13 protein-coding genes are annotated in these 12,529 nt (G+C 66.1%); 7 read left to right on the forward strand and 6 right to left on the reverse strand.

Annotated elements, in window-relative coordinates; all coding sequences use genetic code 11:
• Positions 1 to 22: 22 nt before the first annotated feature.
• From C7I55_RS04990 to C7I55_RS05010, 5 genes are all read left to right on the forward strand, one after another.
• A complete protein-coding gene (locus C7I55_RS04990; RefSeq protein WP_106511821.1) occupies positions 23 to 1,240 on the forward strand; it encodes a hypothetical protein in 1,218 nt (405 codons plus the stop codon).
• Positions 1,241 to 1,333: 93 nt separating this feature from the next.
• On the forward strand, positions 1,334 to 2,371 hold the full coding sequence (locus tag C7I55_RS04995; RefSeq protein WP_106511822.1) for a quinone-dependent dihydroorotate dehydrogenase: 1,038 nt from the start codon (positions 1,334 to 1,336) through the stop codon (positions 2,369 to 2,371).
• 107 nt (positions 2,372 to 2,478) lie between these two features.
• The gene (locus C7I55_RS05000; RefSeq protein WP_106511823.1) at positions 2,479 to 2,712 is read left to right on the forward strand and encodes a DUF2061 domain-containing protein; all 234 of its coding nucleotides are present in this window, start codon (positions 2,479 to 2,481) and stop codon (positions 2,710 to 2,712) included.
• A 39-nt stretch (positions 2,713 to 2,751) separates the two neighbouring features.
• Positions 2,752 to 4,482 carry a gamma-glutamyltransferase gene (gene ggt, locus C7I55_RS05005; protein ID WP_106511824.1) on the forward strand — a complete coding sequence of 577 codons (1,731 nt, stop codon included), beginning with the start codon at positions 2,752 to 2,754 and terminating at the stop codon, positions 4,480 to 4,482.
• Positions 4,483 to 4,538: 56 nt separating this feature from the next.
• Positions 4,539 to 6,332, forward strand: coding sequence for an AMP-dependent synthetase/ligase (locus tag C7I55_RS05010; RefSeq protein ID WP_106511825.1), 1,794 nt, complete (start codon positions 4,539 to 4,541; stop codon positions 6,330 to 6,332).
• A 24-nt stretch (positions 6,333 to 6,356) separates the two neighbouring features.
• Here C7I55_RS05010 and C7I55_RS05015 read toward each other — a convergent pair whose 3' ends face one another.
• From C7I55_RS05015 to C7I55_RS28705, 4 genes are all read right to left on the reverse strand, one after another.
• Complete coding sequence (locus C7I55_RS05015; RefSeq protein ID WP_106511826.1) at positions 6,357 to 6,773, reverse strand: hypothetical protein; 417 nt, start codon at positions 6,771 to 6,773, stop codon at positions 6,357 to 6,359.
• Positions 6,774 to 6,846: 73 nt separating this feature from the next.
• Complete coding sequence (gene gloB / locus C7I55_RS05020) at positions 6,847 to 7,575, reverse strand: hydroxyacylglutathione hydrolase (protein WP_106511827.1); 729 nt, start codon at positions 7,573 to 7,575, stop codon at positions 6,847 to 6,849.
• Between the two features lie 102 nt (positions 7,576 to 7,677).
• Positions 7,678 to 8,094, reverse strand: coding sequence for a VOC family protein (locus C7I55_RS05025; RefSeq protein ID WP_106512419.1), 417 nt, complete (start codon positions 8,092 to 8,094; stop codon positions 7,678 to 7,680).
• A gap of 56 nt (positions 8,095 to 8,150) precedes the next feature.
• On the reverse strand, positions 8,151 to 8,459 hold the full coding sequence (locus tag C7I55_RS28705; protein ID WP_106511828.1) for a DUF1272 domain-containing protein: 309 nt from the start codon (positions 8,457 to 8,459) through the stop codon (positions 8,151 to 8,153).
• A gap of 128 nt (positions 8,460 to 8,587) precedes the next feature.
• Here C7I55_RS28705 and C7I55_RS05035 point away from each other — a divergent pair, with 128 nt between their 5' ends.
• On the forward strand, positions 8,588 to 9,622 hold the full coding sequence (locus tag C7I55_RS05035; protein ID WP_106511829.1) for a GlxA family transcriptional regulator: 1,035 nt from the start codon (positions 8,588 to 8,590) through the stop codon (positions 9,620 to 9,622).
• On the opposite strand, the gene C7I55_RS05040 is transcribed toward C7I55_RS05035, so the two are convergent.
• Positions 9,579 to 10,163, reverse strand: a complete 585-nt coding sequence (locus tag C7I55_RS05040) for an NUDIX domain-containing protein (protein ID WP_106511830.1) — start codon at positions 10,161 to 10,163, stop codon at positions 9,579 to 9,581. The genes C7I55_RS05035 and C7I55_RS05040 overlap by 44 nt on opposite strands.
• Positions 10,164 to 10,184: 21 nt before the next feature.
• Entirely contained in the window at positions 10,185 to 11,051 is an 867-nt protein-coding gene (locus C7I55_RS05045; RefSeq protein WP_106511831.1) for a DMT family transporter, read from the reverse strand.
• A 68-nt stretch (positions 11,052 to 11,119) separates the two neighbouring features.
• Here C7I55_RS05045 and C7I55_RS05050 point away from each other — a divergent pair, with 68 nt between their 5' ends.
• Positions 11,120 to 12,517, forward strand: coding sequence for an aminotransferase-like domain-containing protein (locus tag C7I55_RS05050; protein WP_106511832.1), 1,398 nt, complete (start codon positions 11,120 to 11,122; stop codon positions 12,515 to 12,517).
• Positions 12,518 to 12,529 lie beyond the last annotated feature (12 nt).

Consider the following 12,529-nt stretch of genomic DNA (forward strand, 5'->3'; position numbering starts at 1 on the left):
TGGATTTCAGGGGGGTTTTATCATGCGCATCACACATTTCGCTGCGGCGCTCGCCGCAGCGTCGCTGCTGGCGTCCGCCGTGTCGGCACAGACACCGCCGGCCCCGACCGACGACAGTGCCGAAGACATCGCCAAGGACGCCGCGCGCGATCTCAAGGATAGCCGCTTCTACAACAAGCCTGGTGCGACCCGCGCGCAGTATGACTCGGATTGGCAGGAATGCCGCCTGATCGCGCGCGGCTCTCGAACGCCGACCGGAACCATCCCTTATTACTACAATCCCGCCGTCGTGTCGCCGATCGCTGCAGGTATCGGGGCGGGCATCGGCGGCCTGATCGCCGGCGCGATCGCCGAGGGCCAGCAGCGCCGCGCCAATCGCCGCACGTGCCTGATGATCAAGGGATGGCGCCTGGTCGAGCCGTCGCCGGCCGTGACGGCGAAAGTCGCGGCGATGACGGAAGCGCAACGGGAGGCGCATTTCAACGCCATTGTCGGTGCCGAGCGCGTCGAGGGCGAGATCACCGAGCGGAAGACGTTCGCGCTGGCGGCCGATCCCGCTTTGAAGCTTGACGCACCGGTGGACGGGCCGTCTTCCCTCTACCTGGGCAAGAAGATCGACATTGCGGCGCCACTCACGCTCGCACCGGGCGAAGGTGCGATCGTGATTGCCTTCCGCCGGCCGGACGAGGGCAGCGCCGGCCGCTCCGCCTCCCTTGCCATGGCGCGTTACGACGTCGAGGGCCGCGATCTCGTCTACCAGCCGCGCGACTGGAAGAAGACGGGCGACAAGACGACCTATGCGGTGATCGCACAGAGCAGCGACCGCAAGGCTCCGCTCGAGGTTCAGGTGCTGCGAGTCACTGCGGGCGATTACGTCATTACCGGTTCCTCGGTCGGCAAGGGCGTGATCGTCACCAGCAATTGCTTCGGTGCGCCGACCTTCCATGTCGGCGCCGGGAAGACGGTCTATCTGGGCGACTTCATCCCCTATATGGACGTCAAGCTTTCGACCGGCAAAAAGTTCTTCGGGCTCGGCTATTCCGAACATCTCGCGGATGCCCGCGCAGCCCTTGCTGCCAAGCAGCCCGAACTTGCGTCCGCCATGCAGCCGGCCACGATCCGCAACCGGGCGACCTTCGCCTGCTCGGCAATCACGATGGACCGCTGGGATCTTCCCGGAAAGGAGGAATTGGCGCTTCCGGAGCCGAAGACGGATCCGGTGACGCTCTCCAGACGCTGAGGGGAAGTGAAACGAGGCCGGACTCTGCCCGGCCTCGATATTCCTGCCGATGCGGCGCTCGATACCTCGAAGGAGCTGTGCCATAGGCCGGCCATGGCGCTCTACCCTCTGTTTCGTTCTTTCGTCTTCGCCCTCGATGCCGAGCGGGCGCATCGCCTCACCCTTGCTGCGCTCAAGACCATGCCGGGCCGCGATCCTCCGGGGACGGACGCGATGCTCGCTGTCGATCTTGCCGGACTTTCCTTTCCCAACCCGATCGGCCTGGCCGCCGGGTTCGACAAGAACGCCCAGGTTTATCGGCAGATGCTCGGCCTGGGCTTCGGGTCCGCCGAGGTGGGCACGCTGACGCCGCTCCCACAGGTGGGCAATCCCAAGCCGCGCCTGTTCCGGCTCCCGGAGGATCGGGCGGTGATCAATCGGATGGGGTTCAACAATGGCGGTCTCGAAGCCGCCAAGGCCCGGCTTTCCGGCCGGGTGCGCGGCAACGGCATCGTCGGCGTGAACATCGGGGCCAACAAGGACAGCGTCGATCGGATCGCCGATTACGCTCGCGGCGTGCGCGAAATGGCGCCGCTCGCCGACTATCTCGCCGTCAACATCTCCTCGCCCAACACGCCGGGCCTGCGTGCCTTGCAGGACCGCGCTGCGCTGGAGGATCTGCTAACGGCGGTGGTCGAGGCACGCGCGGCGGCGGGCAACGCGCCGCCAATCTTTCTCAAGCTCGCGCCGGATCTGGAGCGCGCCGATATAGACGACATCGCCGCCGTTTCGGTGGGACGAATGGATGCGCTGATCGTGTCCAACACCACGATCAGCCGCCCCTCGCTCCGGTCCTCGCACCGCGGGGAGGCCGGCGGTCTGTCCGGCGCGCCGCTCAAGGCGCTGGCGCTCGCGCGGCTGCGCGATTTCCGTGCCGCGACGGGCGGCGCGATCCCGCTGATCGCGGCGGGGGGAATCGAAACCGGTGCCGACGCTCTTGCACGGATCCGCGCCGGAGCGAGCCTCATCCAACTTTATAGCGCGCTCGTCTACGAGGGGCCGGGGCTGGTGAAGCGGATCGCCGCGGAACTCAAGGCGCTTCTGCGCCAGGACGGATTTGCAAATGTGATGGATGCGGTCGCGGCCGACTGATCATCGGGCACCCGCTTGGCCAGAATATTCCGATCACTGTCATCAAAGCTCCTCGTTGGCGCGCAGCACCGCGCTGAGCCATGACTGCGGACGACAGGAAATCCGCCATGCCGACCGATCTTCTCAAGACACTCACCTATCTTTCGATCCACCTGACGATCGGCTTCAGCGTCGCTTATTGGTTTACCGGCTCGCTGAGCATTGCCGGCGGCATTGCGCTGATCGAGCCGTGTATCAACGCCGTTGCCTTCTTCTTCCACGAGAAAGCCTGGAATAGAGAGGTCCCATTCGGCCTGCGGCGACTGATCGCCCGGCGCCCTCATCGGGGCCTTGCCTCTTAAGCCTTGCCGCGCGCGGCGGGGAGGCTAGTGTCCCGCCCCATGCTTCGTCATTTTTTCCTGCCGGTTTCGGCACTTCTCGCCGCCTGTGCCACGACGCCTCCCGTTATCAACGCCGAAGCGCCGGCGCGCGCCGAGACGGCGGCGTCGGCGGTCGCCCTTCCGGGGATGGTTTCCGCCGCAGATCCGCGCGCGGCCGAGGCGGGGCGGGAAATCCTCAACGCCGGCGGTTCCGCTGCCGACGCGGCGCTGGCGATGATGCTCGCGCTGACCGTGGTGGAGCCGCAATCGTCCGGCATCGGCGGCGGCGGCTTCTTCCTCTATCATGACGAGAAGGCCGACAGGCTTTCCACGATCGATGGCCGCGAGGAAGCTCCGGCGGCGGCGGGGCCGAACTGGTTCTACGACGCCGGGGGCGAGCCCTTGCCCTATCGCCGGGCGATCCCGGGAGGTCGCAGCGTCGGCGTGCCCGGGAACATCCGGCTGATGGCGCGCGCCCATCAGGCGCATGGCAAGCTTCCCTGGGCAAAAGTCTTCGCGCCGGCGATCCGCCTCGCTCGCAATGGGTTCGCGATCACGCCGCGCTTTCATCGCACGCTCACCGCCAATGCGGATCTGGCTGCGTCGACTCCGATGGGCCGCTCGCTCTTCTACGACGCCGCCGGCGCTGCCAAACCGGCGGGCACGATCGTCCGCAATCCGGAGCTCGCCCGTTTCCTCGAGGAGCTCGCCACCCGCGGGGCCGAATGGTTTTACACGGGACCGAACGCACAAGCGGTCGTCAGCGCCGTCAACACCGCCGCGCGCAATCCGTCGCAGATGAATGTGGGCGACATCGCCTCCTATGAGGCGAAGGAGCGCGAGCCGGTCTGCGGTACCTATCGGCGCTATCGAATCTGCGGAATGGGCCCGCCCTCGTCCGGGGGCACCACCGTCTACGCGATCCTGAAGCAGCTCGAGCGGTTCGACATGGCCGCGATGGGCCCGAACGATCCTGCCGCCTGGCATCTTATCGGCGAATCGATGCGGCTCGCTTATGCCGACCGGGAGGCCTATGTCGGCGACCCCGACAATGTCCGGGTCCCGGTCGAGGGGCTGATCGATCCGGAATACCTCAAGACACGGTCGCAGCTGATCCGAACGGACAAGGCAATGACGCAGGTCACCGCCGGAACGCCGCGGGGAGCGCCCAAAGTCGCCTCGGTCCGCGATGGCGAGGTACCGGCGACCACCCACTTTGTCGCGGTCGACGGCGCCGGCAATGTCGCCAACATGACGTCCACGATCGAGGGTCCGTTCGGCTCCGGACTGATGGCCAACGGCTATTATCTCAACAACGAGCTCACCGACTTCAACATCGTGCCCGACCGGAACGGCATCGCGACGGCGAACCGCGTGGAACCCGGCAAGCGTCCGCGCAGCTCGATGGCGCCGACCATCGTTTACGGGCCTGACGGAGACGTCCGGATCGCGATCGGCGCCGCGGGCGGCGTGACGATCATCGCGCAGGTGGCCAAGGCACTGATCGCGGTGCTCGACTGGAACATGAGCGCGCAGGATGCGATCGCCCTCCCGGTGATGATCGGCCTGGAGGATCAGTTGCGTCTGGAGCGGGGCGGCACGCTGGAAGCGATGGCCCCCGCGCTGCGTGCGATGGGCCACCAGGTTCAGGTGGTCGCTCCGGGCTTCAAGGCCAATGCGATCGAGCGAGTCGGCAGGCATTGGGCCGGCGCCGCCGACCCGCGCAGCGAGGGCGTCGCCCTCGCCCAATGAATTCGGCAAGCCTAAGCATAGGCGCCGGCAGAGAGAGAAATGCCCTGGGAGGGGAAATGCGCGCGTTCGAACACTTTCCGAATCTGGTGACGATGTTCTTCAGCCGCGCCGCCGAGAAAGGCGACGCGCCGTTCCTGTGGGCGAAGGCGGACGGAGAATGGCGCTCGATCAGCTGGCGAGAGGCCGCTCAACGCGTGGCCTCGCTCGCCGCGGCGCTGCGCAGGATCGGGCTTCAGCCGGGCGACATGGTGATGCTGGTGTCCGAGAACCGGCCGGAATGGTGCATCTCGGATCTGGCGATCATGGCCGCCGGCTGCGTCACGGTACCGACCTACGTCACCAATACCGAGCGCGATCACAATCACATCATGAACGACAGCGGCGCGCGCGCGGTGATCGTGTCGACGGCGAAGCTCGCGCGGCCGCTGCTTCCCGCAGCGATCCGGTCGAACAGCTGCGAGCATGTGATCGGCATGGAGCCGCTGCCGGGAGGGCAGACCGGCAACGTCTCTTTCCACGACTGGCACGAACTGATCGCGCGTGAAGCGCCCGATGTGTCGGCCGTCGCTGCCGAGGCGGCGCGGGTGCGTCGGGAGGACCTCGCCTGCCTGATCTACACGTCCGGAACCGGCGGCGCGCCGCGCGGCGTCATGCAGCATCACGGCGCCATCCTCCACAATGTCGAAGGCTGCATCGCGGTCATCGACGAGGATTTCGGCTGGGAGGATGAGGTGTTCCTGTCCTTCCTGCCCGCGAGCCACGCTTATGAGCATAGCGGCGGCCAGTTCTTCCCGATCGGGCTCGGTGGCCAGATCTATTATTCCGAAGGGCTGGAGAAGCTCGCCTCCAACATCGAGGAGGTGCGGCCGACGATCATGGTGGTCGTCCCGCGGCTGTTCGAGGTCCTCCGCCAGCGCATCCTCAAGAGCGTCGAGAAACAGGGCGCGGTCACCAACTATCTGCTGAAGCGCGCGCTCGAGATCGGCGCCAAGGACTATGCGGGCGGCGTGCCGATCTGGGATCGCCCCATGGACCTCATCCTCTCGCGCACCTTGCGGCCGAAGATCAGCGCCCGATTCGGCGGCCGCATCAAGGCGATGGTGTCCGGCGGCGCCCCGCTCAATCCGGACGTCGGCATCTTCTTCCACTCGATCGGCCTCACCCTGCTGCAGGGCTACGGCCAGACCGAGGCGGCGCCGGTGATCAGCTGCAACCGCCCAAGCGTCGGCATCAAGATGGATACGGTCGGGCCGCCGCTGAAGAATACAGAACTGCGCATCGCCGAGGATGGCGAGATCCTGGTGCGCGGCGAGCTGGTCATGAAGGGCTATTGGCGCAATCCCGGCCAGACCGAGCAGGCGCTCGAGGGAGGCTGGCTGCACACCGGCGACATCGGTCATCTCGACGACAAGGGCCGCCTGGTGATCACCGATCGCAAGAAGGATCTGATCGTCAACGACAAGGGCGACAATGTCGCACCCCAGAAGGTCGAAGGCATGCTCACCCTGCAGGAGCCAATCCTGCAGGCGATGGTGGTGGGCGATCGCCGCCCCTATCTGGTCGCGGTCATCGTGCCCGATCCCGAGTGGACTGCTGAGTGGAGCAAGGCGGAAGGAAAGAAGCGCGATCCGGAGGCGCTTCAGCGCGATCCCGACTATGTCCGCGCCATCAGTGCCGCGGTCGATCGGGTCAACAAGGATCTCTCGGTGATCGAGAAGGTGCGCCGCTTCATCCTCGCCGACGAGGCATTCACGGTCGAGAACCAGCAGCTCACCCCCTCGGTCAAGATCCGTCGCCATGTCATCCGCAAGGTCTACGAGGACAGGCTGGACGCGCTCTACAAGAAATAAGGCGGTGCGGGGCCGGCGTCGCGGCTACCGCGAGTTGCGCTTGTAAGGCGTGAAATCACCGAGGCCGCAGCTACCGTAATCGATGCCGCTCACCGGATCGAACACGCTGACGATATCGCCGCGGCAGAAACGGGTGCTCGGTGTGCGGATCCGGAGAGCGCGGCCGCCGCTGAGGCTGGGGCAGCCTGCGGCAGGGCGGTTCACGTAGATGCGGCGGCCAGTCCCCTCGAAGATGATGGCTTCCTCGCCGACGCTGCGATTGCCCTGAAGGTCCCGGCTGTTGACGCAAGACAGCGCTTCGCCGGTCTGTCGGTAATCGGCAAGTTCCGCCGCCAGTCGGGACTCGCCGGACCGGCTCACCTCGGCCGGCGCGTTCTCGCCTGCCTGTTGGGTGCAGCCCGCGAGCAGCGCCAATGTCGGAAAGAGCAGGATTTGCTTCATCGTCTATTCTCCTCGCTCGCGAGAACGCCAAGGCGTGCGTTCGGACCCACGCCTTGATCGAGATCAGACGGATTCAGCCGCGGAAATTGTCCTTGGCCAACCGCCGGGCGGCGAGCTCCTCCGCCGATCGCGCGCGCATGAACACGTTGGTGGCGCGTTCCAGCGCGATCGTCGTCGGCACCGTCGCTTCATTGACGGCACGCGCCGCCTCGACCCGCACCATCCGGTCGCGGATCGCCTCATTGTCGGGTTCGGCCACCAGCGCGAACCTGCCGTTCGAAAGAGTATATTCGTGGGCGCAGTAGATCCGAGTCTCCGGCGCCAGGGCGCCAAGCCGCTGCAAGTTGGCGTGCATCTGCTCGGCCGTGCCTTCGAAAAGGCGGCCGCAGCCCATGGCGAACAGGGTGTCCCCGACAAACGCCGCCTTTTCCGAGGGGAGATGATAGGCGATGTGCCCAGCCGTGTGCGCGGGAACCTCGAGCACCTCCGCGTCAACGGTGCCGATCCGCACCCGGTCGCCTTCGCGCACTTGGCGGTCGAGCGTCGGGATCCTGGCCGCTTCCGCCGCCGGCCCGGTGATGGTGCAGCCCGTCGCCCCCTTCAAAGCAGCATTGCCGCCGGTGTGATCGGGATGCCAATGCGTGTTCCAGATCTGGGTGATCCGCCACCCCCTCGCCTCGGCGGCGGAAAGCACCGGCGCAGCCTCGGCAGGATCGACGACCACCGTCTCTCCGGAGTCCGGCTCATGCACCAGCCAGATATAATTGTCGCTGAGGGCGGGGATGCGGACGATCTCGATCATGACGCAACTCTAGCGGAAGCGGGGGAGGGGAGCACGATTTTCCAGCAATCCGGATGAACAAAGGCGCCAGTCCCGCGCCGGTCGATCGTGCCCCCGATCCTCTCACCAATGGCCGGTATTCGGCATCGACGCCCAAGGCTCCTGCGGCGGCTTCGAATCGCCGGCCTGGAGCAATTCGATCGAGATATTGTCGGGACTGCGGACGAACGCCATGTGGCCGTCGCGCGGCGGCCGGTTGATCGTCACCCCATTGTCCATCAGCCGTTGGCAGGTCTCATAGATGTCGGCGACGCGGTAGGCCAGATGACCGAAATTGCGCCCCTCCGAATAGCCTTTCTCGTCCCAATTGTGGGTGAGCTCCACCTGTGCCTGTTCGTCGCCCGGTGCAGCAAGGAAGATCAGGCTGAAGCGTCCTTTCTCATTGTCCATTCGGCGGATCTCCCGCAGGCCGAGCAGCTCGAAGAAGCGGATCGTCGCCTCTGGATCGGAGACTCGGATCATCGTGTGGAGGTATTTCATGGCGGTCCTTTCGCGCGCGCATATGGCGGCGGAGACGCGCCGGTTCCAGTCGAGCATCATCTCCGTTCGGGCGAAATGTCCCGGATACGTGCGCTGAATGCGGCCAGCTCCTCGTGACCATAAGCCAGCCGGCGGCGTCGCTCGGACGGCGGCTGGAGACTGCGCGAAAGTCCGCGACGCCATTCGCGGGCCGGGCGGATCGGCCTTCGTGCGAAGCCGCCCCCGCAATTCGGGCAGACATTGCCGAGCGTTGCGACGCAAGGCTCGCAATAGGTGCATTCGTACGAGCAGATGAAAGCGTCGGCCGTCTCGGGCGGCAGATCGGCGTCGCAGCGTTCGCAATTGGGCCTGAGTTCGAGCGCCATTCCTGATCTCCTTTTGAACCTCTTAGCGCTCCGAAGCGAAGACCTTCTGCCGACCGAGCCTCGTTTTCTGCCACTTTCCCGGCAGTGGCTTGCTAAGCCTCCCTCATCCGCCAAACCGGAAACTCGAGATGAACGTCGGCTTCTTTCTCTTCGACAATGCCCTTGCGCTCGACATCGCCGGCCCTGCCGAGGTGTTCGCCGCCGCCAACAGACTGCGTCGCTCGGGCGAAGCCTACGCGCTCAGTTATTGGTCGCCGAGGGGCGGGCCGGTGGTGACCGCCAGCGGCATGATCATCGATACGCAGCCGATCGCGGCCTGCACGCCGGACGCTCTTTCAACCTTGATCGTTTCCGGCGGCATCGGGCTGGACGATGCGGCAAGGCTCCGGGCGCTCGTCGAGCCGCTTGAGCCGATCGCCCGCGGCTGCGAGCGCGTCTGCAGCGTCTGCAGTGGTGCCTTCATCCTCGCCGCCGCGGGCCTTCTCGACGACCGTCGTGCGGTCACGCACTGGGAAGACGTCGCACGCTTCAAGACATTGTTCCCCGCCGTCCATGTCGAGACGGACCCGATCTACGTGCAAGACGGCCATATCTGGACCTCGGCCGGAGTGAGTGCCGGCATCGATCTGGCGCTGGCGCTCGTGGAGCAGGATCTCGGCCGCAGAGTCGCGCTTACGGTGGCGCGGCAGCTCGTCGTGTTCCTGCATCGACCAGGTGGTCAGGCGCAATACAGCAAAGTCCTCACCGGCCAGATCGCGGCAGAAAGCAGGGGTGCCACGTCTCGCCTTGGCGCGCTCTCCGGCTGGATTGCGGACCGTTTGGGGGAGCGGCTCGACGTCGAACGGCTCGCCCGTCACTGCGCAATGTCGAGCCGCAGCTTCGCGCGCAAGTTCGCCGCGTGCTACGGCACGACACCGGCGCGCTTCGTCGAGGATCTCCGGCTCGAGGCGGCGATCGGCGCCCTCGAAGCGGGGAGGACCTCTATCAAGCGCATCGCCGCCGAAACCGGCTTTGGCGACGAGGAGCGCATGCGCCGGGTCTTTCATCGGCGTCTCGGCATCTCGCCCCAGAGCTTCCGTGCACGTTTTGGGCAGTGCGCGCCTAGCAACCCTCCACCGGTTAGCTCCGGAACAGATTCAACGCTGCATATTGCACCAGCATGATCGTCTTGCCGTCGCAGATCCGGCCGTCGCCGATCATGGTCAGGGCTTCGTCGATGTCGATCTCCAGGACGGCGATGTCCTCGCCCTCGGCGACGCAGCCGCCGCCCTGGCCCACCCGATCCCCGGGTGCATATTCGCCGACGAAGAAGTGGAGCTTCTCGGTCACCGACCCGGGGCTCATATAGGCTTCGAATATCTGCCTGACCTCGCCGACCGCGAACCCGGTTTCCTCCGCAACCTCGGCCCGGATCGCTTCGGCCGGGGCGCGCGCGTCCAGCAGGCCGGCCGGAGCCTCGATCAGCAGATCGTCGTGGCCGTTGACGAAGGCGGGGAAGCGAAACTGCCGCACGAGCAGAATCGTGCGGCGCTCGCGATCGAAGAGCAGGATGGCGGCGCCATTGCCACGATCATAGGTTTCCCGGGTCTGCTCCTGCCAGCGCCCGTCGGAACGCAGAAAGGAAAAACGGGTCTTCTTCAGGATGTACCAATTGTCGGACAGCAGGGTGACGTCGTGGATCCGCACGCGGTCGGCGATGCTCATTCTTGGTCCTCGGTCAGGGGGTCAGGCGTAGCGGCGCGCGCCGGCCACGCAGGGCAGGACGGCCAGAGCGGCCAGCAGTGTCGGCCAGCCGACGGCCTCGCCGAGCAGCAGGGCACTCAAACCGAAGCCGACCAGCGGCTGCAGCAATTGCAGCTGACCTACCTTCGTCGTCCCGCCAAGCGCGAGGCCACGATACCAGAAGACGAAGCCGATCAGCATCGAGAAGAGTGATACGTAGCCAAGACCGATCCATGCCGACGGCTCTATGCCGGACAAGGTAGCTGGCCACAGCCAAAGTGCGACGAACAGCATGGCCGGCGAGGAGAGCAAGAGCGCCCAACAGATCACCTGAATTCCGCCCAGGGTCCGCGCGAGCTTCGCCCCTTCGGCATAGCCGAGGCCGCAGAGCAGGATTGCGACAAGCATCAGCCAGTCGCCGACATGGTCGGCGCGCGCGGCTGCGCCGTTCAGCAATGCGAAGCTCCCGACCACGCCTGCACCGGCGATCGCGAACAGCCAAAAGGGAAGGCGAGGGCGCTCTCCCCCGCAAAGGATTGCGGCGGCGGCGGTGGCGATCGGCAGCAGTCCGGTAAACAGGATTGCGCGGGCCGAGGGCATATGGGTGAGCGCGATTGCCGAGAGCAACGGGTAGGCCAGCACGACACACAAGGCCACCACGATGAGGCTGCGGATTTCCTTCCGGTCGGGACGTTGCCGTGCTCCGATGAGCAGCAGGAGGCAGGCCGCGAGCGTTGCCAGCAGCGCTCGCGCCGCCGTGAGAAAGACTGGGTTGAACCCGTCCACTGCCGCGCGGGTGGCAGGCAGCGATCCGCTGAAGATCAGGATACCGATGAGCCCGAATGCGAGGCCCTGCTGTTGCCGTGTCATGTCTGCCAACGTCGCCCAGAGCCGCCGGACTGGCCAGTCACAGTGCAGTACGATAAGGCCGAACTGTCATGGTAAGCAGTCCAGTACGCACCGCGAGCAAGGTAACCCAGGTGATGGAGGTCATCCGGCACAGGGTCGATCGCCGGCTGTTGACCCCAGGAGCGCGCATTCCGTCGGTCCGCGCAATGGCCGGTGCGCTCATCGTCTCCAAATCGACCGTGGTGGAGGCCTATGACCGGCTCGCTGCGGAGGGGCTGGTGGAAGGGCGGCCCGGTTCGGGCTTCTACGTCGCCGCGCCGCTCGCGCCCTTGCGGCTGTTGTCGGCAGAGGCCGACACCGATCCGACCGCCGACCCTTTATGGACGATGCGGCAATCTCTGCGGCCCGCCGGGACCGCCCTGCGCCCAGGCTGTGGCTGGCTGCCCGACAGCTGGATGCCCGAGGACGCACTTCGCCGTGCGCTCCGGTCGCTTGCGCGCGACGGCAGCGGCGCAACCCTGTTCGAATATGGGCCGCCTCAGGGTGATGAAACACTGCGCACGCTGATCGCGCGACGGATGGCGGAGCAGGGGGTGGACGTCGCTCCGGAGCAGGTGCTGCTGACCGATTCGGGTTCGCATGCGATCGATCTCATCTGCCGCTTCCTGCTGGAGAGCGGCGACACGGTGCTGGTCGACGATCCTTGCTACTTCAACTTCCACACGGTTCTGCGTGCGCATCGGGCGAAGGTGATCGGCGTCCCCTACACGCCCACCGGCCCCGATCTGACAGCATTCCGAACCGCCGTCGAAGCCCACCGTCCCCGGCTCTACATCACCAACGCAGCGCTCCATAATCCCACGGGCGCGACGCTCTCCGCGGCGGCGGCGCACCGGGTTCTGAGGATCGCCGAGAGCCACGACATGGTGATCGTGGAGGACGACATCTTCGGTGATTTCGAGAGCGAGCCGGCACCACGGCTGGCCGCTTTCGACGGGCTCGACCGGGTGATTCGCATCGGCAGCTTTTCCAAGACGCTGTCGGCTGCGGTTCGCTGCGGCCATATCGCAGCGCGGAACGACTGGATCGCCGATCTCACCGACCTGCGGCTTGCCACCGGCATGGCGTCGAGCCCGCTCAGCGCCGCGTTGCTCGTCTCCGTCTTGACCGACGGAAGCTACCGCCGTCATGTCGAGCGCCTTCGTGTCCAACTGGCGCGCCGTCGCGGCCGGGTGCTCGACCGCCTCGGCAGGCTCGGGATCGAAGCGTGGCACGTCCCTACAGCCGGCATGTTCCTCTGGTGCCGCCTTCCCGAAGGCAGTGATTCGGCGGAGGTCGCACGCCGCGCACTGGCCGACGACGTCGTGCTCGCGCCCGGCAATGCCTTCAGCGTCTCCGGCAATGCAGCCCGGTTCATGCGCTTCAATATCGCGCAAATGGACGACGTTAGAGTGGACGCAACGCTCGCAAGGGTCATCACCAGCTGACCCTTTCGGGTG

This window comes from Allosphingosinicella deserti (genome assembly GCF_003012735.1).
GTDB classification, from domain to species: domain Bacteria; phylum Pseudomonadota; class Alphaproteobacteria; order Sphingomonadales; family Sphingomonadaceae; genus Allosphingosinicella; species Allosphingosinicella deserti.